A 19,927-nucleotide genomic window follows, 5' to 3' on the forward strand; every position below is an offset into this window, starting at 1 on the left:
GTAATAATACACTTACTTAAAAATCAAAATTACCACAATTGCTTGTACAAGTCAATTTGTTTCCGGAAAGGGTAAAAGTCACATCTGTACTGCCGGGTTCACGATAGGTATAGGTTGAGGCATCTACTCTGTTCCAGCAGGATCTGCTTGAAGCACTGCTGCAGTTCTTCACAGGATATTCCAGGACAGGGTAAGAACTGTTGCTGTCAAAATATCTGAAAGCATAGGTACTGTCTCCCAGGTCACCAATATCTGTAAAAACTCCCCGAAGGATCCTTTTCTGGCGTTCTGTGCTTAAAGAACTTCTTACAGAAGCAAAAGTTGTCCTGGCATTGGATATCTCTGCATCATCCCTTGTTGCAGCCAGTTTCGGAATAGCGATCGCTGAAAGGATCCCTATGATCACGATCACAAATACCAATTCCACCAGTGTGAATGCAGTTCTGTTACTATAGTTGTCAATTTTCATCATTCTACCCTCTTGCCTGATCACTTAGCGAACCATTTCAAGCTTTTATAAAAATATAAGTATATTCTATCATAATTTTGGCCATATTCGGGCCTTTTCATTTTATCATCATATAAATATTTAAAAAAGTAGATAAAGTTTTTTAGGAAAGAGTATGGGAAGAGGTACATCCAACAGGAACGTTGGATGCACTGTAATTAAAAGGATTTATTCCTTTTAAAGTAAATTTACCATTGGACTTTTTGTCCGCTGACCGTTACGTTTCGATCTGCAGGAACACCGAGATCATTAATCAGCATGTTTACAATTCCTGTTGATCCAGCACTTAATGCAACTTCCAGTTTTACACTATCTGTTGTACTGTCCGGGCAAGCAGCTAATGTATTGTTTGTATCAGCATCTTGCAATGTCAATGTAACTGTACCACCATCTCCATCACTATATGTTGCTATACAACCAGTAGTATCAAAGGTCCATACATTCTCATCTATACTCATTGCCTGCTTAATATCTGCGACTTTCTGTCCCTGATACCATGCCGGGATCGCATTGATCGCTGTTCCGATATCTGATTTGATAGATCCTGCTTTTGCATCATCTCTTGTTGCTGCCAATTTAGGGATAGCAACTGCTGCCAAAATACCTATAATTACAATTACAAAAACCAATTCTATCATTGTAAATCCGCGTCTCATGTTTGTCATGATTAACTCCTGAAAATAATTTTAGTACCAATTCAATAACCGGTCTGTTTTAATTCTACAACTTAAAACCTTAAGTATATCTAAAGCTTATGTATTTCCTTTATAAAAGCCTTATAATTTAGGCATTACAAATAAACTTCTACTCTGTTTTAGACTATGTTATAATAAAGAAGAAAAGAAGCTATTGAAGATAAAAGACTTTTATTACATTCTAAAAGAGAATGGAAAGGGGGGGGGGTAGCAGTTTGAGATTCTATAAACAGCACAGATCGGCTTTCAGTATGATGGAACTTATTTTCGTCATATTCATTATTGCGATATTGGCAGCGGTGGCTGTTCCCAGATTAGCTGCGATGAGAGACAATGCAGCGCTTGCCAAGGATGTATCCCGTATGGCAATATGTATCAAAGACGCAAATTCCCATACTCTGGGTACCGGCAGAAATTTTGACATCAACGACTCGGAAATCTGCCAAATCGTAAAATGTTATGATATCAATAGTAGTAATTACCGGCTTACTGTCACTATAAAAAGCGACAACCCTCCCGATTTTTGTGCCGAAATAGACGAATTGGGAAGTCACCTGGTAGGTACTTACGAACTTCGAGGGCATCATGCCAAATTTTAAGCGGCTGCGTTAGCAAAAAAGGATATTTTATGCAAAAAGAATGGTCATCATTCAGAATAACACTTTTACTTTACAGTATTGTTTTGATACTGCCTTTTAGCTTTTATTTTGTGTATAGCTCATTCAAAACGATGCAAAATGATACTAAGACAGGATATCTTATCAATTGGGCAGGAGGTGCCATAGAGCATCTTGCTATTGTACCTTCAGGACAGAATACCAGGCAGATGGTCGTACGTATCGATGATACTTTGCAAAAGATCTCCGGCTGGGTCATACAAAATGAGGATTCAGACCTATATATAGGTGCAGCAACACTTGCCACAGATTTTTCGACAGTACAGTCCTGTTGGAATGACTACAAACAGAAACTTTCACAGCACAATGAAGAAACAATAAGAGAACATGCTCTCCACTGTTACAGTTTAGTAGCTGATCTGGCGATCATTATTGAAAAAATGGTCTATTTGAAACAAAATAAAATGATCAATATATTTTATTTCAGCCTTGCCGTAGCAATGCTGCTTGCACTGCTCATGATCTATCTGGTAAGAGTATATATCCATATTCAAATGAAAAAACATGCCATATATGACCATGAGACCAGACTCTTTAACAGAAAATACCTTTTATCAGAACTTAAGACCACCTGCTCCAGATCTATACGATATAAGTATCCTCTTTCACTGTTATCGATCACTATTGCGGATCTTGCTGAAACAGATCATACCTATGACAAAAAAACAAAAAAACATATTCTTAAGATATTCGGTGCTCTTATGATCTCTTTAACCCGTGCAAGTGATGTTGCCTGCCGATATGATAAAAATAGTTTTTTTATTATATTGCCATTTACCGAAGAGAAAGATGCATTGATCTTAGAAGAACGTATACGAAAAGCACTTGAAAAACATGATTTCTTCACTACTCCAAAACCAAAATTCAAATTTGCAACAGATCATCTTAATTACGAAGAGACAGCAGAAGGATTTGTAACACGTATAGAGAACCTGCTGCACAAATAAGAAATTGCCGCTTAACAGATGGACTAAACTATTTAAAGTCCATCCAGGGTTTCAATAAGCAGTTCTATTTCATCTTCGTAAGAGGTCGCCTGTTTGGCTAAACGCAAATACGCTTTAAGCAGTTTATCCGGTTTGTTGTCTGTATGTAAGTTCACACCTGCGTCCTGTAAATCCCGGTTTACAAAGTCTGCAAAGGTGTCTTCCAGTTTTATCTCATAACGGTTACCCGAAACTGTAAGTGCTACGTTTTTCATGCTGTTCCTTTTTCTCACATTATCCTCATAAGTGCATTTCCTGCAGGATCTCCAGGCTACTTATGGATCCTGAGTCAAGCTGAGGATGACAAAAAATGATATTATTATGCTAATAAACTCTCTACCTGTGCGATGATCTTCTCTATCTCTGCATCTTTTTCTGCAAGTTCACGCTTGAGTGCTTCTATCTGCGACTCTTTTTCACTTTGTGTACCGGATATATTTGAAAGTTCTATTTTGAGTTGTGCATTTTCACTTTTAAGTGCTTCATGATCTACTCTCCACTGTTCTATCTTCTCCTGTAATTTTTGTAATGCCGACATTTTATACTCCATAATTTTGTTGTGTTATAATAGCAAAAATTTAAAAAAAACAACATAAACCAAAGGTTAATTTTGCCAAATTTCACAGTATCAAGTCCATACAAGCCTGCAGGTGACCAGCCTGCTGCTATAGAAGCCCTCAGCCATTCCATAGAAGAGGGAAACAAGTACCAGACTTTACTGGGGGTTACAGGTTCCGGAAAAACATACACCATGGCAAAAGTCATAGAAAAGACCGGAAAACCTACCCTTATTATGACACATAACAAAACTTTGGCAGCACAGCTCTATTCTGAATTCAAAAGCTTTTTTCCCAACAACCATGTTGAGTATTTCATAAGTTATTATGACTATTACCAACCTGAAGCATATCTGCCCCGTCAGGATCTTTTCATAGAAAAGGACTCTTCCATCAACCAGGAGCTGGAACGTTTACGCTTGAGTACTACAGCTTCTCTGCTCTCTCATGATGATGTTATTGTCATTGCTTCTGTTTCAGCCAACTATGGTCTGGGTTCTCCAGAGGATTACCGTTCCATTGTACAAAAACTTTCCGTAGGACAAGAGTATAACCAAAAAGCCCTCTTGCTCAGGCTTGTTGATATGGGATATAAACGCAACGATGATTTTTTTGACAGGGGAGATTTCAGGGTTACCGGAGAAGTCATAGATATTTACCCTGCCTACTCTGAGGAATTCGCTATACGTATAGAGTTCTTCGGAGATGAAATAGAAGCCATATATGAGTTCAATTCACTGACCGGTGAGAAGGAAAAAGAGATGAAAGAAGCCACTGTCTATTCTGCCAATCAGTTCATTGTTTCCAAAGAAAAACTGGCACGTGCTGTCAAAAGCATTGAAGAGGAACTGGATGAACGTTTGGCATATTTTCAACGTGAAGGCCGTATGGTAGAGTATCATCGTCTCAAACAACGTACGGAATTTGACCTTGAAATGATAGAAGCTACAGGCATGTGCAAAGGTATCGAAAACTATTCACGCCATCTTACAGGAAAAAAACCGGGTGAAACACCCTATTCCATGATGGACTATTTTGAAGCAATGCATGATGATTACCTTGTCATCGTTGATGAGTCCCATGTTTCACTGTCCCAGTTCAGAGGGATGTACGCAGGTGACCGAAGCCGGAAAGAAGTACTGGTTGACCATGGTTTCAGGCTCCCCTCTGCACTGGACAACCGTCCTTTAATGTTTGATGAATATATCAACAAAGCACCTCACTTCATGTTTGTTTCTGCCACCCCTAATGAACTTGAACTTGAACTTTCTTCCGTTGTAGCAGAACAGGTTGTACGACCTACAGGTCTTCTTGATCCTCTTATAGAAGTGATAGACAGTACCTATCAGGTAGAAAACCTGCATGACCGTATGAAACCTGTTATTGCACGGGGTGAACGTGTACTTGTCACTGTATTGACCAAAAAGATGGCAGAGGAGTTGACAACATACTATAATGATCTTGGACTCAAGGTACGTTATATGCACTCGGATCTTGATGCCATAGAGAGAAATCAGATCATACGCTCTTTACGTTTGGGTGAATTTGATATTTTGGTCGGGATCAACCTGCTTCGGGAAGGACTTGACCTGCCTGAAGTAAGCCTTGTTGCCATACTCGATGCAGATAAAGAAGGATTTCTTCGATCCAAAACCTCACTCATCCAAACTGCAGGACGTGCAGCCAGAAACATCAACGGACATGTACTCATGTATGCTAAAAAGATCACGGATTCCATGCAGGCAACTATAGATGTCACCCAACAAAGACGCAAAAAACAGATAGCCTACAACAAAAAACACGGCATCACTCCCAAAACCACCTTACGAGAACTTGATACCAACCTCAAGGTAGAAGATGCGGGAGAGCTTTACAACAAACGAAGCAAGCTTGACAAAATGCCAAAGGCAGAAAGACAACAACTTGTCAAGGAACTCAAAGCCAAAATGTTAGCCGCTGCAAAGAATTTGGAGTTTGAAGAGGCTGCAAGGCTGAGAGATGAAATTGCAAAAGTGAAAAAACTGTAAATTTCGCTATAATACAGACAATCATTATAAAATAACAATCCTCGTTCCATCTCTCCTGAGGCTGTGAAAGAACTAGGTACCCCGGAAGTGAAGGCTTCAGCCTCACCCAAATATTTGCATATTTTTAGGTTATTTTGACAGAAAAAGCAATATTTTCCATTAAATACAGACTTTTTTAGGCAAAAAAGCTTTTTGGTGGGACTGAAGTCTCCACTTCCATGGGTTCTTTATGCATTCCCGCTCAGGAGAGTGGGAACGAGACGCTATAAGGTATAAAATGGCATTAGACTTAAATTCATCACAACTCTATTTTAACCGTGAACTTTCATGGCTACAGTTTAATTCTCGTGTTTTGGCACAGGCACTTGATGAAAAGCTTCCTCCACTTGAACGTTTAAAGTTCCTTGCTATTTACGGAACGAACCTGGATGAATTCTATATGATACGTGTGGCAGGGCTTAAAGCACTTTTCAAAGCACGCATACAGGAAACCGGTGCCGACAAACTCACCCCCAGTGAACAGTTGAAGCAGATACATGACTATCTGCATAAAGAGCATCAGGTGCTTGAATCCTGCTATACTTCCATCATCTCTGAACTGCATACCCACAGTGTCCATGTAAAGAACTATGATGCACTGAATTCAGAAGAGCAGACAGAAGTCAAAGAGATGTTCTTTAATGAAATATACCCCGTGATCATCCCTATCGCAGTAGATGCAACACATCCTTTCCCGCATCTTAACAATCTTAGTTTCGGTTTGGCTATTACACTCGAAGATGACTCCAGGAACATCAAACACGGACTGATAAGAATCCCCCGGATACTTCCAAGATTCATACAGATAGGACAGATTTTTATTCCTATAGAAAGTGTCGTTGAACACTTTGCTTCCGAACTTTTTCCCGGTTTTACACAACTGGCTTCTACACCGTTCAGAGTCACAAGAAATGCTGATATAGAGATAGAGGAAGAGGAAGCAGATGACTTCCTTGAGATCCTTCAGGAAGGTCTACGTTCCAGAAACAAAGGTTCACTTATACGTCTTGAACTCATGGAAGGTGCCGATAAAGGACTTCTCAACTTTTTACTTTCTCATCTTAATCTTGATGAAAATGATATCTACTCTTACAAAAGCCTGCCGCTGAATCTGGGTTCTTTATGGCAGATCGTAGGTGATAAAGCACTCTCTCACCTTGTTCTCCCTACCTTCAGCCCCAAAACACTTCCCCCGCTTGACAGCGAAAATATCTTTGAAGCTATAGAGAAGCAGGATATACTGCTTTATCATCCTTTTGACAGTTTTGAACCTGTAGTACAGTTTATCAAACAGGCAGCTTCTGATCCGGAAACACTTGCCATACGTATGACTCTCTACCGTGCAGGCCAGAAATCCCCTATTGTCAAAGCACTTATCGATGCTGTACGTGACGGAAAACAGGTCACCGTACTTGTAGAACTGAAAGCACGCTTTGATGAAGAGAACAACCTGCGTTGGGCAAAAGCACTTGAAGATGCAGGAGCACATGTTGTTTATGGTATTCCCGGCCTTAAAGTACATGCCAAGATCACACAGATCATTAAAAGGAAAGGTAAAAAGCTCCAAAGTTATGTTCATTTGGCTACAGGGAACTATAACCCCAGTACAGCAAAAATATATACTGATGTATCTTACTTTACAGCAAAAGAAGTATTTGGCAAAGATGCAACACATTTTTTCCATTTCCTTACAGGTTTTTCAACCTATACCAAACTGGACACACTTTTCATGTCCCCTGTACAGATCAAACCCGAACTGATCAAACTGATAGAAAAAGAGAAACGATATGGCAAAGAGGGGCATATTATTCTTAAAGCGAACTCTTTGGTAGACAAGGATGTGATCAAAGCACTTTACCATGCTTCACAGGCAGACTGCAGAGTTGACTTGATCATACGGGGGATCTGCTGTCTGAAACCAGGTATTAAAGGGATCAGTGAGAATATCACTGTCTCTTCCATCATCGGGAAATACCTTGAACATCCCCGCATCTATTTCTTTAAGAACCATAAAGTGAAATGTTATATCTCAAGTGCTGATCTTATGCCGCGCAACCTTGTACGACGTGTAGAGCTTATGACCCCCATCCTGGAAGAAAATCTTACAGAGAAAATCGAACAGATCCTGATGCTGCAGCTTGCAGACAACCAGCTGCGTTGGGAACTTCAGGAAGACGGGAACTATATCAAAGTACCTCTTTTGGGGAAAGCAGTGAACAATCATACCATTTTGGAACGGTATGTCAATAAAATCCATGATAAAACCAAAAAAGAGACTCCTGATTATGTGAGCCGCCTTGCCAATCGTATATTGAAGGATAATTGATGATTTTAAAATTCAAAGAGTGGGCCCCGGAACTAGGAAAGAACAGTTGGATAGCGGAAGGAGCCTCCGTCATCGGCAGAGTAAAAATGGGAGAGGATGCTGCTGTATGGTTCGGTTGTGTGGTACGCGGTGATGTACATTTCATCACTATAGGTGACAGAAGCAATATTCAGGACCTCAGTATGATACATGTTACCCACCACAAAAAAGCAGATATGTCTGACGGGAACCCTACTGTCATTGGCAATGATGTTACCGTAGGCCACAGAGTCATGCTGCACGGATGCACCATAGAAGATGCCTGTCTCATAGGTATGAGTGCTACTATACTCGACGGTGCTATCATTGGCAAAGAATCCATCGTCGGGGCAGGAAGTCTAGTCACCAAAAACAAAAAATTCCCACCCCGAAGTCTCATTATGGGAAGCCCTGCCAAAGTAGTACGTGAACTTACAGAAGAAGAAGTAGCAGAGCTCTATGCTTCTGCCGAAAGATATGTAAAGTTTAAAAACGAATACTTGTAACATAAAAAAACTGTACTGAGGGATACAGGAGTCAGTTCCCTACACAAGCAGAAAGGAAACCCATGAAACAGATCATTCAAAAAAGTTTACAGGACATTCTCTCCAAAGAAGTCATCTTTTTTGTACTCAAAGTCGGTTTTGGTTCGATTCTCCTCTGGATCATTCTCCTGTGGATCTCATGGGATCTTTATGCAGGAGTGATTTCTGCATATATTCAGAAAATTCCTTTTATCGGGAGTTGGGAGTGGTTTCAATCCAGCGGTGCTTTTCTGACAGCATTGATCATAGGCTATATGCTGATCATCATCACGATCTCCATCCTTACCTCTCTCTACAGTGAGCCGCTCCTCATCAAGCTGGCACAGAAACACTACTCCCATGTCACAGTAAAGGGCAGTCCGAAGATCACAACCTCTATTATTTTAAGTATCAAAGCAGGTCTTGTTTTCCTTCTGCTGTTTCTTTTTACTTTTCCACTGATCTTCATCCCTATACTCGGACAGATATGGATGTTATGGCTCTGGTCGATACTCATCAAAGAACCCACTGCCTATGATGTAGCTTCACTTTTTACTGCAGAAAAGAAAAAGGGAAAAGAGAAAACAAAAAGCTCAGTAGCGATCGCCATGATCGCATCACTTTTTAACTATATACCTGTATTGAATATTTTTGCACCTGTATTTGCACAAATACTGTTTTTACATCATATTTTGGGAGAGAAGTCCCACTAGGGGGGGACACAGGGGTCCTCCCCTACAGACACTCTTTCTTTATACGTCTTGCTTTCTTACTTGAAACAGAAAATCTCAGCAGATCATCCGTTGTTCTGACATACTCCGGCAGGGTCTCAAAACTCTTTTCCATCACTTTCGCTGCACATACTGCATCACTGTAAGCCCGATGATGTGTTGCTGTTTCTATCTCAAGAGCATCTATAAGAAAAGCCAGTCCGTAACGTTCACTTTCAAAGGTACGTCTTGCCAGATCAATGGTACAAAGCTTTGGATTACCGATGCCTCCCAGGCCAAAACGGTCAAATGAAGCATTAAGGAAGCTGTAGTCAAAGTTTGCATTATGTGCTACAAAAACTGCATCACCCATAAAGTATCTCAACTTCGTCAATGCTTTCCTTCTGCTTGGTGCACCAATGAGATCGGTCGGTTCTATCCCTGTGATCTTGGTAATGTACTCAGGAAGAAAAGCACACTCGACAAATGTTTCAAATGTATCGACGATCTTACCCTTCTGTACCATTACGGCACCGATCTCTATGACTTGTGAAGTACCCGGTTTGCTTCCATTGGTCTCAATATCTATCACGCAGTACTTCTGCTCTGTATAAGGCGTAAAACAGGTTTTCAGTCTGTACATTCCGTCTTCAAGCAGTTCTATGGGATAACCTGACGCCTGAAGCAGAATAAAGATCGTATCACTGTCTTCCAGTAATGTAGTATATTTGATGGCAATATGCGTATATTGTTCCCTGTTCAGTACTCCGTCATGTTTACGGAATGCTGTGGTCAGCTCATCAAAGACTTTTTGCATTAGCGATGAACTGTTCCACTTTTTTAGGATCTTTTTTACCTTTGATCAACTCTACGCCTGAACTTACATCTACACCATAAAAACCAAGTTTTTTTACCGCTTCCAAATTATCCGGGGTCAATCCGCCGGCAAGAATGATCTTGGAACAATCCATCCCTTCGAACCATGCAAGATTGAGCTGTTTTCCTGTACCGCCGTATATTTCACTGTATGCATCCACCAAACGGTATCTGTCTGAGAATTTATGAATATCTTCCGGAGATTGTGCCCGTACAACAGGAAGTGTTTTATAGCCTATAGCATTCAGAGACTCTTCATCTACATCAAAATGGATCTGTGCAAGAGAGATACCTGTATATTTGCAGATCGTATCTATCGTTTCAACACTTTCGTTGACAAAAAGTCCTACTCTCTCCACAAAAGGAGGAAGTTCATCAATGATTTTTTTTGCTGCAGCAGGAGTAATATAACGCGGTGACTGGTTATAAAAAACAAATCCCAATGCATCTGCTCCGAATTCTACTGCATGGAATGCATCTCTAAGATTGGTGATACCGCATATCTTTACTTTTAACTTTCGTTCTTTATTTTTCACTTTTCATCCTTTATTTCAAAGAAGCGATCGCTTCTTTTACCCCTTTTGGATGTTTATACACGAACGAACCTGCAACAACAATATCAACACCGGCTTCCTCGAGAAGCTTTACATTTTCATCATTTACTCCACCGTCTACCTCTATGAGACATTTCAGATTGCGTTCATTAATGAGTTTTTTAAGTCTTTTGGCTTTTTCTATGACCGAAGGAATAAATTTCTGTCCTCCGAAACCGGGATTGACACTCATAAGCAGAACCATATCGACATCTTCAAGCAAAAATTCTATCGCTTCAGGCGGAGTATGCGGATTCAATACAATTGCCGGCTTTATGCCTAAAGCACGGATCTTCTGTATCAGTCTGTGCGGATGTTTTTCTTCTTCTATATGAAAGGAGATGAACCCGGGCTTCAAAGGAGCAAAAAGATCTACAAAAAAACTGTTATTCTCAACCATAAGATGCACATCAAGCGGCTTGCTTGCTGCTTTGGCTACAGCTTCAACCACAACCGGGCCTATGGTCAGATTGGGTACAAAATGTCCATCCATCACATCAACATGTACAAGATCACATCCCCCCTCACAAATAGCCTCAACATCACGGGCCAAATATCCAAAATCGGCAGAAAGTATACTTGGTGCTACTTGCATATCTCAGCCTCCTCTGCCTGGAACAGAGTCCCTGCTAAATTCCTTTCACATTTAAGGCTGACGCCCAATGCATGAAAACCATCAAATAATTTCTTGTAAAAGCTTTGCCTTTGGCTCAGAAATTTCATTTCATTTATCCTAATATAAATATTTTTGACATTATATCTATATCTTACTTTGAGTCATTATCTATATTTCCTAATGATTAATTAAGTTCTTTTTGTCTATAATCGCACAAAATATTCACCGTTTTCCACTTCACTTTTAAAAATAGTGTATATAAAACGATTAATCTAAAGGAAATATCATGGCAAGAAAATGCGACATTACGGGTAAAGGCCCATTGACAGGGAACAATGTTTCTCACGCAAACAATAAAACAAAAAGAAGACAGCTTCCGAACTTGAGATCTGTCAAGATCACACTTGAGGATGGGACAACAAAAAGAGTAAAAGTTGCGGCTTCTACTCTGAGAACAATGAAAAAGAAAGCTGCCCAAGCTGCAGCGGCCAACTAAAAAGCTTAGCCATATACGAAGCAAAAAGTGACCAGTCACTTGAGCCTTCTGCTGAGGAGAACTCAGCGTTAGCTTAGCTTTGTTCAGCTTTGCTAAAAAGCGTCCGATTAATGGCTGCTATACAAAAAACCAAAAAGTTTCTCGGATGGAGAAGCGCACCCAAACCACATATCACACTGAATGACGAATATTACAGTCATTTAGCCCCTTTTAGACTTCCCCTTATTTTAACTGTTCTTATCATGCTCCTGGGTACGATAGGATATATGGTTATAGACGATTTTCCACTGATGGATGCCATTTACCAGACAGGTATCACTTTCACGACTGTAGGGTTCGGAGAAATACATCCTATCTCTGACATGGGACGTATCTTTACCATTACACTGATCATCTTTGGTTTTGTCGTCTTTTCTATTGCAGTGGGGATCATTGCTGAAGTGGTTAAAAAAGGTGAATTTCAAAAAACTGCCAAGGAGCGTAAAATGCTTTATGAGATCGCTAGACTTAAACACCATTTTGTCGTCTGTTATCACAATGAGTTTACCATTCAGGTTACAAAACAATTACGTGCAAACCATATCCCGTTCGTTGTAGTAGATCCGAGAGAAGATATGGAAGAGATAGCAAAGAAACACAAATACCCCTACTTTGTAATGGCTGAAGCCCATACAGAAGAAGGCATATTGAAATCACATCTTTCTTCTGCAAAAGGGGTGATCACCCTTGCGGACAATGTGGCAGACAATATTGCAACGATTGCTTCTGCACGTCTTTATGAAACAGAGATCCATAGAGGCAGGAAATATCTTATCATTGCCAATGCAAAAAGCTATGAAGATGAACAAAAACTCCTGAAATTAGGGGCGAACAAAGTAGTAACGGCAACAAAACTTATGGCACAGCGCATTAATGCAATGGCAGCACGGCCGGATATGGAAAACCTGCTTCAGGAGTTCCTCTATAAGAAAGATACACCACTGGATATGGAAGAAGCCAGAGTCTCAAAAACTTCATGGCTTGTACTTAAAAAGATCAAAGCTGCAAGATTCAGAGACATTGCCAACGTTACAGTCATCGGTATTCGTCAGAAAGACGAGAAGTTCATTCCCATGCCAAAAGGAGACACTATCATCATGCCGGAATCAAAACTGCTTCTCATCGGTACAGGAGAAGGCATACGTAAAGCCAAAAAAATACTTCGCAAAAAAGAAAAACCGGAGGAATTAAAATATGTTTAACATTCTGTCTCTTGAAAATGGTCTGGAAAATGTTCAAGGTTTTTTTTGCGGGGCGACAAATGCAGGCATGCGGACAAACCCTTCAAACTCCGGTATCGGTGATCTTGACGGAGATGTTGCTTTTATACGTTCTGAGACTCCCTGCGACATCTCTGCAGTTTTTACAAGCAATATATTCCAGGCAGCACCTATCAAACATTTTCTAAAGTACCCTAAAGGATTTCAAACCGATTTTGTACTCATCAATGCCAAAAATGCCAATGCCATGACCGGTGACAAGGGGATAGAGGATATTGACACTATCATGTCAACACTGCGCAAGAAGATCAATGTTCTCAACCCAGTAATGAGTTCTACCGGTGTCATAGGGTATCGTTTACCGGTTGACAAAATTACTTCGGCATTTGACACTTTGAATTTTTATGCATCAGATTCCCATAAAACAGCACGTGCAATTATGACTACCGATAGTTTCAAAAAGGAACTGGCCTACAAAGTGGAACTTGGAAACGGTGAAAGTTTCAATATCTCGGCTATATGCAAAGGAGCAGGAATGATAAATCCTGCAATGGCAACAATGCTCTGTTTTATTATCACAGATGCCGATATTCCGAAAAATGAGATGGATGAACTACTCATTCAAAGTACAGAAAATTCATTTAACCGTATCTCTGTAGACGGAGATACTTCCACAAACGATACCGTCATGCTTCTTACAAACAGGAAAAGTGGTATCTACGACAAAGAAGCCTTTAAAGAGGCCCTTAACAAGATCATGTTCGAACTTGCTATGATGATACTAAAAGATGGTGAAGGTGCAAACAAACTTGTAGCCTTTGAAGTCAGAAGGGCAAAAAGTGAGGAAGACGCAAGAAAAGCAAGTATTGCACTAAGTAACTCCCTGCTGGTAAAGACCGCCCTCTTTGGTGAAGATCCGAACTGGGGACGGATCGCTTCCACTATCGGAGCAAGCGGTATTGCATGTGACGAAAAGAAACTTACCATACATTATGATGATCTTCTGATCTATTCCGATACTTTTCGTGAACTGGATCAGAAGAGAGAAGACCAAGCCTACAGTATCATGAAACAAGAGCATTTCAAAGTCACTTGTGACATTGGTCTGGGTAATGGTTCTTATACCTCTTACGGTTGTGATCTGAGTTATGAATATGTTAAAATCAATGCAGAGTATCGGACATAAAATTCTTCCGTTCAAACTGATTTTAACTCTTTACTAACCACAAAAAAGTTATAATACAAATTATATTAACACTAGGAATTGACATGTTACATGAATATAGAGATGAGATCCATGACCTCAAACAGGAAAATGCACACTTTGCAAGAATTTTTGAAAAGCATAATGCTCTTGACCAAAAAATAGAAGATGCAGAAGCAGGAAGAGAGATTCTGACTGATATGGAACTTGAAACACTTAAAAAAGAAAAACTTCTTTTGAAAGATGAAGCTTATAAAATGATCATGGATTACAGAAAAAGCAAAGCCTAATGATCCTGCAGTGGGCTTCGGCTCACTTTCCTATTAATATAAACTATTCTACTAGCATAAATATACTGCATATAACATCCGGGAAATACTAAACATGGCATCATTTAACACCATAACGAACATACCAAAAGCACTTCTAGACATTATCGATACATTTAATTTCAGTGAAATGAGTGAGATACAGGAAAAGGCTGTCAACCCGATCCTGGAGGGCAAAGATATTCTGGCCCAATCCAAGACCGGTTCAGGTAAGACATTGGCTTTTGGACTGCCATGTATCATGCGTACAGATATGAGCAGGAACAAACCCCAGACCATTATCATAACTCCAACCCGGGAACTGGCAGACCAGGTCGCAGTAGAGCTTAGAAAAATAGCTGCTTATAAACCCAACCTCAAAATACTGACACTTTACGGAGGTGTACCTCTTCGTGCGCAAGCAGAGTCATTAGCCAAAGGTGCACATATACTCATAGGAACTCCGGGACGCATACAGGACCATTTGGCCAAAGAAACCCTGGTGCTTGACACTATTCAAACACTGGTACTCGATGAAGCAGACCGTATGCTGGATATGGGGTTTTATGATGAGATAGTCAAGATAGGCTCCAACATGCCCAGGAATAAACAAACTCTACTCTTTTCAGCCACCTTTCCGGAAAAAATAGAAAAACTGGCAAAAGCTCTCCTGAAACAACCTCTTACTATCAAAGTAGATACCGTGCAGGAGAGTACCAAGATCGATGAAGTCGTCTATGAAACTTCCGATAAATTCAAAACACTCACTGCACTCATACAATCCTATAAACCAGAGTCGTTGCTTATCTTTTGTAATACTAAGGCGGAAGTGATCTCGCTTGCTGATAAGCTGCATAGACATGGTCACTCTGTGATAGACCTGCATGGAGACCTTGATCAAAGAGAACGCAATGAAGCTGTCATTGCGTTCTCTAATGGTTCTAAACGTATCCTTGTCGCCACGGATGTTGCTTCAAGAGGACTGGATATTAAAGGTATTGAACTTGTTATCAACTACGATTTGCCTTTTGACAAAGAAGTTTACACTCACCGCATAGGACGTACAGGACGGGCAGGAGCCACAGGAACAGCGTTCTCTCTATATGGACCTAAAGATAGTACTAAATGCTCTTATATTACTTCTCATGCACGTATGGGAGAAATGAAAAAATTACGAGTAGATGCAACATTTAAAATGGTCTCTCAGTTCGATACCCTCTGTATCAATGGCGGGAAGAAAACAAAACTGCGTGCCGGAGACATCTTAGGGACATTATGCAAAGAGATCGATATTGATCCTAAAATGATCGGGAAAATAAACATTACAGATACAAAGTCTTATGTTGCACTTCATCATACTGTTATAAATAAGGTCTCTAAAGCATTAAAAAAAGTCGCTATAAAAAAGAAAAAATATGTAACTTGGATATTGAACTAGCCCTCAAAAAAGATATGCTTCTGCTCCCACTTCTCCCCCCATCATAAAGTAAAACTTTGACAAACTTTGACAAACTATTGCTATATACTTTTACATTATGCTGAAAGGTAGACATGGGCAAATGCAACTTATGTAATTTTAAAAAATTAGTAATGAATAAACAGATCGATACAGAAGAAATAAAAGTAGATCTGTGCAGTATTTGCCTTTTTAAAACATTGACAGGGAGACAAATAGATGAGCTGGTCAAAATCAGTTCTGTTAAACAGTTTCATGAAGGAGAAATTCTTTTTCTTGAAGAAGAGAAGCCTGCTTATTTATATTTTTTACTAAAAGGAGCTATTAAAGAATATAAATATGATTCATTTGGAAATACAGTAGTGGTACAAAACTATTTTATTCCTAATATGGTTGGGGAAGCAGCCAATTTTGGATATACTGTCTATAATACCACTGCCGAATGTGTTAATGAGTGCACAGTATTCATTATTACTTATAAAGATTTTGAAAAAAAATTTTTTAAAAACCTGGATATTTCCCTTAAATTAAGGCTTCTGCTTGCAAAAAAATTAAAAACGGCCATAAACTACAATATACCAAAAAATTCTATCTCCAAATTGGCAGAATTTATTTATGAACATGAAGAATTATTTAATACAATGAAAAAATACAAAATAGCCGAGATCCTTAATATTTCACCTGAAACTCTTTCCAGATTATTTAAAAAACTTGAAAAACAACAAATCTTCAAACGCACAGAAAATGGCCACTATAGTATAGTAAACAAAGAAGGGCTGAAACAGTTTTATAAAGGGGATTTTGAATTATTATAAGAGGTTAATAACTACCCTGTTAAAACAATGTTTTATGGTATTATTTGATATTACTATACCGATTAATCCAATATCTCTTTTCTTCTTTTATTGCGAACAATATAAAAAAGCGTGATCAATACTGCACAAATTAAAGCAATGGCAGTTGCCGATCTTAGATATTCTGAAATAAGTGCTTCATTCGAGCCCAGTAAATACCCCAAAGCAACTAATACCATTACCCAGATACCTGCACCCAGTCCCGAGTAAAAAGAGAACTTGGCTATATTCATTTTTGCCAATCCTGCCGGCAGAGAGATAAGTTGACGTATACCGGGAATGAGTCTTCCGTTGAAAGTGGAAAGTTCTCCATGTTTCATAAAGAACTTTTCCAGTTTGTCCAGTGTCTCTTCATTGATGAAAAAGTATTTTCCATATTTCAGGATGAATTTTCTACCGAAATGCATTGCCAGATAGTAGTTAAAAAGTGCTCCTGCAACAGAGCCGATGATACCTACTAATATAATAATGTAGATATTCATCTCACCTTTAAAAGCAAGATAGCCTGCCGGTATCATAATAATCTCACTGGGAAAAGGGAAAAAAGTGCTCTCAAGGAACATAAGAATAAAAATACCAAAATAGCCCATATCTCCAATGTACTGGACGATAGATTGGGCTATTTCATGTATCATTAATGAAAAATTCTAGAGAAGATTATTCGCTATATGCGCCAACAGCAGTCAATCTTTTATAGCGCTGATCCAGTAATTCATCTACTGTTAGCTCCCGAAGAGATTTGACATTCTCCAAGAAGTAATGCTTCAATACTTCTGCAGCAGTAGCTTTATCTCTATGGGCACCGATAAGAGGTTCATCAAGTACATCATCGATCAGTTTATGTTCAAGTAGATCATTTGGTGTAATTTTTAAAGCTTTGGTTGCTGTCTCGACTTTGGACGGGTCATTCCATAAAATAGCTGAACATCCTTCAGGAGAGATAACTGCAAATACAGAGTAACGCATCATTGCAAGTTTGTCTGCAACACCGATCGCAAGTGCCCCGCCGGAACCGCCTTCTCCTATCACCACAGAGACCATAGGTACTTTCACTGAGGCAAATTCAAAAAGATTCTTGGCGATCGCTTCACTTTGACCTCTCTCTTCCGCACCAAGCCCCGGATAGGCACCCGGAGTGTCTATAAGCATCAGTACAGGAATATCAAACTTCTCTGCCATTCTTACTGCACGAAGTGCTTTTCTGTATCCTTCCGGATTTGGCATACCAAAATTTCTTTTGATCTTGTTTTTTACTCCACGCCCTTTCTGCTCACCTATGAGCATGGTCTTTTGGCCATCGATCCAACCGATATAACATAAAATAGCCGGATCATCACGAAAAGCACGGTCTCCATGTATCTCATAGGCATCATCCATGATAAATTTGATATAATCCAAAGCATAGGGCCTGTCCGGATGACGTGCCAGTTGTAGTTTCTGATAATCACTGAGAGAACCGAAAGTCTTTTCAACTTCTTTTTCCAACTCTTTTTGATACTTCTCAACTGCTTCTAAATTGGCAATGGCATGTGCAGATACGATCTCTTCCTGTATCTTTTCAATTTTATTCTCAAAATCTAAATAAGTTGCCATTTCTTTGATCCTTATATTTTCTTAAAGATGACTACACCGTTCGTACCACCAAAGCCAAATGAGTTGCTCATCACAACATTGATCTCTGCTTTTCTCGCTTCATTAGGAATATAATCAAGGTCACAATTCTCATCAGGTGTTGTATAATTGATCGTTGGAGGCAGAATACCATCTCGCATAGCCATCAATGATACAACTGCTTCAATAGCACCTGCTGCACCGAGGCAGTGGCCGATCTGGCCTTTGATTGAACTTACAGGAGGACAATTCTCTTTTCCGCCAAACACTTCTTTCAATGCAGCTGTTTCATTCTTGTCATTCACAGGAGTGGATGTTCCGTGTGCATTGACATAATCCACTTTTGGTTCTCCTGCCATTTTGTATGCACCCTTCATTGCACGAAGCGGTCCATCCATTGTTGGCGTAGTGATATGATTGGCATCTCCACTCTCACCGAAACCAATGAGCTCTCCATATATCTTTGCACCGCGAGCAACAGCAGCATCATAACTCTCAAGAACCAAAGCACCTGCACCTTCACCCATAACAAACCCGTCACGATCTGCATCAAACGGTCTTGAAGCCGTTTTTGGATCATCATTTCTGGTAGAGAGCGCTTTCATTGCAGCAAATCCACCTACACCTACAGGGCAGATAGCAGATTCCGCACCTACAACAAGCATCTTGTCAGCAGTACCTACCATGATACTTTTTGCTGCTTCACCTATGGCATGTGTCCCTGCTGCACAGGCTGTTACAGAAGAGAGGTTCGGCCCCTTAAGGTTTTGATAGATGGAGACGAATCCGCCAAGCATATTCACCAGTGAAGAAGGGATGAAGAAAGGAGAGATTCTTCTTGGTCCTCTGTTTTCACATACAACAGAGTTTTTTTCAATATTTGGCAGTCCGCCTATCCCTGATGCAGAAGCAACCCCGAATCTTTCCCTGTCAACATCTTCCGGAAGATTTGCATCGTCCATCGCTTCAGCAGCAGCTTTAAGCCCGAGCTGGATGAATCTGTCCGCTTTTTTTGTCTCTTTTGCATCCATTACACTTAACGGATCAAAATCTGTGATCTCGCCTGCAATCTTTGCCGTCTGCTTCTCAGGATCGAACAGTTCTATGGTCTTAATACCACATTTTCCTTCTATAATAGCAGAAAATGCACTCTCTTTATCAAGCCCTAAAGAATTTATCATTCCCAAACCTGTCACTACTACTCTTTTCACTGGTTCTCCTATGTGTTCTCAAATAAGATATATGTCAAAATTTAACATAAAATACTGAAATATATATTATTTATCCCCATTAAAGGGGATAAACTCTTTTATACATTTTCGATAAATTTGATCGCATCTGCTACTGTTGCGATAGCTTCTGCCTGATCATCAGGAATTTCGATATCGAACTTCTCTTCAAGAGCCATTACCAACTCAACAACATCAAGACTGTCAGCCCCAAGATCTTCTACAAATTTAGACTCTTCTTTCACCTCATCCGGGCTCACATTTAGCTGCTCTACAACTACCTCTTTTACATCATCAAATAATGCCATTGATTACTCCTTAAGTTTGTTAAAAATACGTACAAGTATAACAAAAAAAT

The 19,927-nt window shown here is 39.8% G+C and carries 23 protein-coding genes; 12 read left to right on the top strand and 11 right to left on the bottom strand.

The genetic code is table 11. From position 1 onward, the window contains the following. Nucleotides 1-16: 16 nt before the first annotated feature. The gene (locus ACZ48W_RS04855) at nucleotides 17-472 is read right to left on the bottom strand and encodes a type II secretion system protein (RefSeq protein ID WP_464830225.1); all 456 of its coding nucleotides are present in this window, start codon (nucleotides 470-472) and stop codon (nucleotides 17-19) included. 224 nt (nucleotides 473-696) lie between these two features. Next, nucleotides 697-1,173, bottom strand: a complete 477-nt coding sequence (locus tag ACZ48W_RS04860) for a prepilin-type N-terminal cleavage/methylation domain-containing protein (protein WP_464830226.1) — start codon at nucleotides 1,171-1,173, stop codon at nucleotides 697-699. Nucleotides 1,174-1,418: 245 nt separating this feature from the next. Here ACZ48W_RS04860 and ACZ48W_RS04865 point away from each other — a divergent pair, with 245 nt between their 5' ends. Continuing rightward, nucleotides 1,419-1,802, top strand: coding sequence for a type II secretion system protein (locus tag ACZ48W_RS04865; protein ID WP_464830227.1), 384 nt, complete (start codon nucleotides 1,419-1,421; stop codon nucleotides 1,800-1,802). A gap of 29 nt (nucleotides 1,803-1,831) precedes the next feature. Beyond that, on the top strand, nucleotides 1,832-2,827 hold the full coding sequence (locus ACZ48W_RS04870) for a GGDEF domain-containing protein (protein ID WP_464830228.1): 996 nt from the start codon (nucleotides 1,832-1,834) through the stop codon (nucleotides 2,825-2,827). A gap of 32 nt (nucleotides 2,828-2,859) precedes the next feature. Here ACZ48W_RS04870 and ACZ48W_RS04875 read toward each other — a convergent pair whose 3' ends face one another. Together ACZ48W_RS04875 and ACZ48W_RS04880 are read right to left on the bottom strand one after the other, a co-directional pair. Next, a complete protein-coding gene (locus ACZ48W_RS04875) occupies nucleotides 2,860-3,081 on the bottom strand; it encodes a hypothetical protein (RefSeq protein ID WP_464830229.1) in 222 nt (73 codons plus the stop codon). A 104-nt stretch (nucleotides 3,082-3,185) separates the two neighbouring features. Then, nucleotides 3,186-3,404 (bottom strand): hypothetical protein, encoded by a 219-nt coding sequence (locus tag ACZ48W_RS04880; RefSeq protein WP_464830230.1) that lies wholly within the window; start codon nucleotides 3,402-3,404, stop codon nucleotides 3,186-3,188. Nucleotides 3,405-3,476: 72 nt separating this feature from the next. Between ACZ48W_RS04880 and uvrB the strand changes: the two genes are divergently transcribed. The 4 genes from uvrB (at nucleotide 3,477) to ACZ48W_RS04900 (ending at nucleotide 9,070) form a co-directional block, all read left to right on the top strand. Beyond that, a complete protein-coding gene (uvrB, locus tag ACZ48W_RS04885; RefSeq protein ID WP_464830231.1) occupies nucleotides 3,477-5,450 on the top strand; it encodes an excinuclease ABC subunit UvrB in 1,974 nt (657 codons plus the stop codon). A gap of 277 nt (nucleotides 5,451-5,727) precedes the next feature. Continuing rightward, complete coding sequence (locus ACZ48W_RS04890) at nucleotides 5,728-7,815, top strand: RNA degradosome polyphosphate kinase (protein ID WP_464830233.1); 2,088 nt, start codon at nucleotides 5,728-5,730, stop codon at nucleotides 7,813-7,815. Continuing rightward, on the top strand, nucleotides 7,815-8,339 hold the full coding sequence (locus tag ACZ48W_RS04895; RefSeq protein ID WP_464830234.1) for a gamma carbonic anhydrase family protein: 525 nt from the start codon (nucleotides 7,815-7,817) through the stop codon (nucleotides 8,337-8,339). The genes ACZ48W_RS04890 and ACZ48W_RS04895 overlap by 1 nt, the downstream gene beginning before the upstream one ends. A gap of 62 nt (nucleotides 8,340-8,401) precedes the next feature. Further along, nucleotides 8,402-9,070, top strand: coding sequence for an EI24 domain-containing protein (locus ACZ48W_RS04900; RefSeq protein ID WP_464830235.1), 669 nt, complete (start codon nucleotides 8,402-8,404; stop codon nucleotides 9,068-9,070). A gap of 22 nt (nucleotides 9,071-9,092) precedes the next feature. On the opposite strand, the gene ACZ48W_RS04905 is transcribed toward ACZ48W_RS04900, so the two are convergent. The 3 genes from ACZ48W_RS04905 to rpe are packed head-to-tail and all read right to left on the bottom strand — an operon-like array spanning nucleotide 9,093 to nucleotide 11,131. Continuing rightward, nucleotides 9,093-9,884 carry a 3'-5' exonuclease gene (locus ACZ48W_RS04905; RefSeq protein ID WP_464830236.1) on the bottom strand — a complete coding sequence of 264 codons (792 nt, stop codon included), beginning with the start codon at nucleotides 9,882-9,884 and terminating at the stop codon, nucleotides 9,093-9,095. Then, nucleotides 9,868-10,479, bottom strand: a complete 612-nt coding sequence (locus ACZ48W_RS04910; protein ID WP_464830238.1) for a phosphoribosylanthranilate isomerase — start codon at nucleotides 10,477-10,479, stop codon at nucleotides 9,868-9,870. The genes ACZ48W_RS04905 and ACZ48W_RS04910 overlap by 17 nt, the downstream gene beginning before the upstream one ends. Before the next feature lie 10 nt (nucleotides 10,480-10,489). Further along, the gene (gene rpe, locus ACZ48W_RS04915) at nucleotides 10,490-11,131 is read right to left on the bottom strand and encodes a ribulose-phosphate 3-epimerase (protein ID WP_464830239.1); all 642 of its coding nucleotides are present in this window, start codon (nucleotides 11,129-11,131) and stop codon (nucleotides 10,490-10,492) included. A 307-nt stretch (nucleotides 11,132-11,438) separates the two neighbouring features. Between rpe and rpmB the strand changes: the two genes are divergently transcribed. The 6 genes from rpmB to ACZ48W_RS04945 all read left to right on the top strand — a co-directional run bounded on the left by rpmB (nucleotide 11,439) and on the right by ACZ48W_RS04945 (nucleotide 16,690). Continuing rightward, nucleotides 11,439-11,648: a 50S ribosomal protein L28 gene (gene rpmB, locus ACZ48W_RS04920; protein ID WP_295421035.1), complete on the top strand. Its 210-nt coding sequence runs from the start codon at nucleotides 11,439-11,441 to the stop codon at nucleotides 11,646-11,648. Between the two features lie 110 nt (nucleotides 11,649-11,758). After that, nucleotides 11,759-12,889 carry a potassium channel family protein gene (locus ACZ48W_RS04925; protein ID WP_464830240.1) on the top strand — a complete coding sequence of 377 codons (1,131 nt, stop codon included), beginning with the start codon at nucleotides 11,759-11,761 and terminating at the stop codon, nucleotides 12,887-12,889. Next, a complete protein-coding gene (argJ, locus tag ACZ48W_RS04930; protein WP_464830242.1) occupies nucleotides 12,882-14,093 on the top strand; it encodes a bifunctional glutamate N-acetyltransferase/amino-acid acetyltransferase ArgJ in 1,212 nt (403 codons plus the stop codon). Before ACZ48W_RS04925 ends, argJ begins: the two co-directional genes overlap by 8 nt. A gap of 83 nt (nucleotides 14,094-14,176) precedes the next feature. Then, nucleotides 14,177-14,401 carry a YdcH family protein gene (locus ACZ48W_RS04935; RefSeq protein ID WP_464830244.1) on the top strand — a complete coding sequence of 75 codons (225 nt, stop codon included), beginning with the start codon at nucleotides 14,177-14,179 and terminating at the stop codon, nucleotides 14,399-14,401. 94 nt (nucleotides 14,402-14,495) lie between these two features. Further along, on the top strand, nucleotides 14,496-15,857 hold the full coding sequence (dbpA, locus tag ACZ48W_RS04940; RefSeq protein WP_464830245.1) for an ATP-dependent RNA helicase DbpA: 1,362 nt from the start codon (nucleotides 14,496-14,498) through the stop codon (nucleotides 15,855-15,857). Between the two features lie 152 nt (nucleotides 15,858-16,009). Next, on the top strand, nucleotides 16,010-16,690 hold the full coding sequence (locus tag ACZ48W_RS04945; protein WP_464830246.1) for a Crp/Fnr family transcriptional regulator: 681 nt from the start codon (nucleotides 16,010-16,012) through the stop codon (nucleotides 16,688-16,690). 62 nt (nucleotides 16,691-16,752) lie between these two features. On the opposite strand, the gene ACZ48W_RS04950 is transcribed toward ACZ48W_RS04945, so the two are convergent. From ACZ48W_RS04950 to acpP, 4 genes are all read right to left on the bottom strand, one after another. Continuing rightward, nucleotides 16,753-17,364, bottom strand: a complete 612-nt coding sequence (locus ACZ48W_RS04950; protein ID WP_464830247.1) for a DedA family protein — start codon at nucleotides 17,362-17,364, stop codon at nucleotides 16,753-16,755. A 22-nt stretch (nucleotides 17,365-17,386) separates the two neighbouring features. Beyond that, nucleotides 17,387-18,322 carry an acetyl-CoA carboxylase carboxyl transferase subunit alpha gene (accA, locus tag ACZ48W_RS04955; protein ID WP_464830249.1) on the bottom strand — a complete coding sequence of 312 codons (936 nt, stop codon included), beginning with the start codon at nucleotides 18,320-18,322 and terminating at the stop codon, nucleotides 17,387-17,389. 11 nt (nucleotides 18,323-18,333) lie between these two features. Next, a complete protein-coding gene (locus ACZ48W_RS04960; RefSeq protein WP_464830250.1) occupies nucleotides 18,334-19,551 on the bottom strand; it encodes a beta-ketoacyl-ACP synthase II in 1,218 nt (405 codons plus the stop codon). A gap of 98 nt (nucleotides 19,552-19,649) precedes the next feature. Further along, a complete protein-coding gene (gene acpP, locus ACZ48W_RS04965; protein WP_008244620.1) occupies nucleotides 19,650-19,877 on the bottom strand; it encodes an acyl carrier protein in 228 nt (75 codons plus the stop codon). Nucleotides 19,878-19,927: the final 50 nt, after the last annotated feature.

The organism is Sulfurovum aggregans, assembly GCF_055385215.1.

Excerpts from the sequence above, each read along its gene's own strand:
- ACZ48W_RS04855 (WP_464830225.1), bottom strand. The coding sequence starts at position 472 with ATGATGAAAATTGACAACTATAGTAACAGAACTGCATTCACACTGGTG.
- ACZ48W_RS04860 (WP_464830226.1), bottom strand. The coding sequence starts at position 1,173 with ATGACAAACATGAGACGCGGATTTACAATGATAGAATTGGTTTTTGTA.
- ACZ48W_RS04870 (WP_464830228.1), top strand. The coding sequence starts at position 1,832 with ATGCAAAAAGAATGGTCATCATTCAGAATAACACTTTTACTTTACAGT.
- ACZ48W_RS04875 (WP_464830229.1), bottom strand. The coding sequence starts at position 3,081 with ATGAAAAACGTAGCACTTACAGTTTCGGGTAACCGTTATGAGATAAAA.
- ACZ48W_RS04880 (WP_464830230.1), bottom strand. The coding sequence starts at position 3,404 with ATGTCGGCATTACAAAAATTACAGGAGAAGATAGAACAGTGGAGAGTA.
- ACZ48W_RS04890 (WP_464830233.1), top strand. The coding sequence starts at position 5,728 with ATGGCATTAGACTTAAATTCATCACAACTCTATTTTAACCGTGAACTT.
- ACZ48W_RS04895 (WP_464830234.1), top strand. The coding sequence starts at position 7,815 with ATGATTTTAAAATTCAAAGAGTGGGCCCCGGAACTAGGAAAGAACAGT.
- ACZ48W_RS04900 (WP_464830235.1), top strand. The coding sequence starts at position 8,402 with ATGAAACAGATCATTCAAAAAAGTTTACAGGACATTCTCTCCAAAGAA.
- ACZ48W_RS04905 (WP_464830236.1), bottom strand. The coding sequence starts at position 9,884 with ATGCAAAAAGTCTTTGATGAGCTGACCACAGCATTCCGTAAACATGAC.
- rpe (WP_464830239.1), bottom strand. The coding sequence starts at position 11,131 with ATGCAAGTAGCACCAAGTATACTTTCTGCCGATTTTGGATATTTGGCC.
- rpmB (WP_295421035.1), top strand. The coding sequence starts at position 11,439 with ATGGCAAGAAAATGCGACATTACGGGTAAAGGCCCATTGACAGGGAAC.
- ACZ48W_RS04925 (WP_464830240.1), top strand. The coding sequence starts at position 11,759 with ATGGCTGCTATACAAAAAACCAAAAAGTTTCTCGGATGGAGAAGCGCA.
- argJ (WP_464830242.1), top strand. The coding sequence starts at position 12,882 with ATGTTTAACATTCTGTCTCTTGAAAATGGTCTGGAAAATGTTCAAGGT.
- ACZ48W_RS04935 (WP_464830244.1), top strand. The coding sequence starts at position 14,177 with ATGTTACATGAATATAGAGATGAGATCCATGACCTCAAACAGGAAAAT.
- dbpA (WP_464830245.1), top strand. The coding sequence starts at position 14,496 with ATGGCATCATTTAACACCATAACGAACATACCAAAAGCACTTCTAGAC.
- ACZ48W_RS04945 (WP_464830246.1), top strand. The coding sequence starts at position 16,010 with ATGAATAAACAGATCGATACAGAAGAAATAAAAGTAGATCTGTGCAGT.
- ACZ48W_RS04950 (WP_464830247.1), bottom strand. The coding sequence starts at position 17,364 with ATGATACATGAAATAGCCCAATCTATCGTCCAGTACATTGGAGATATG.
- accA (WP_464830249.1), bottom strand. The coding sequence starts at position 18,322 with ATGGCAACTTATTTAGATTTTGAGAATAAAATTGAAAAGATACAGGAA.
- acpP (WP_008244620.1), bottom strand. The coding sequence starts at position 19,877 with ATGGCATTATTTGATGATGTAAAAGAGGTAGTTGTAGAGCAGCTAAAT.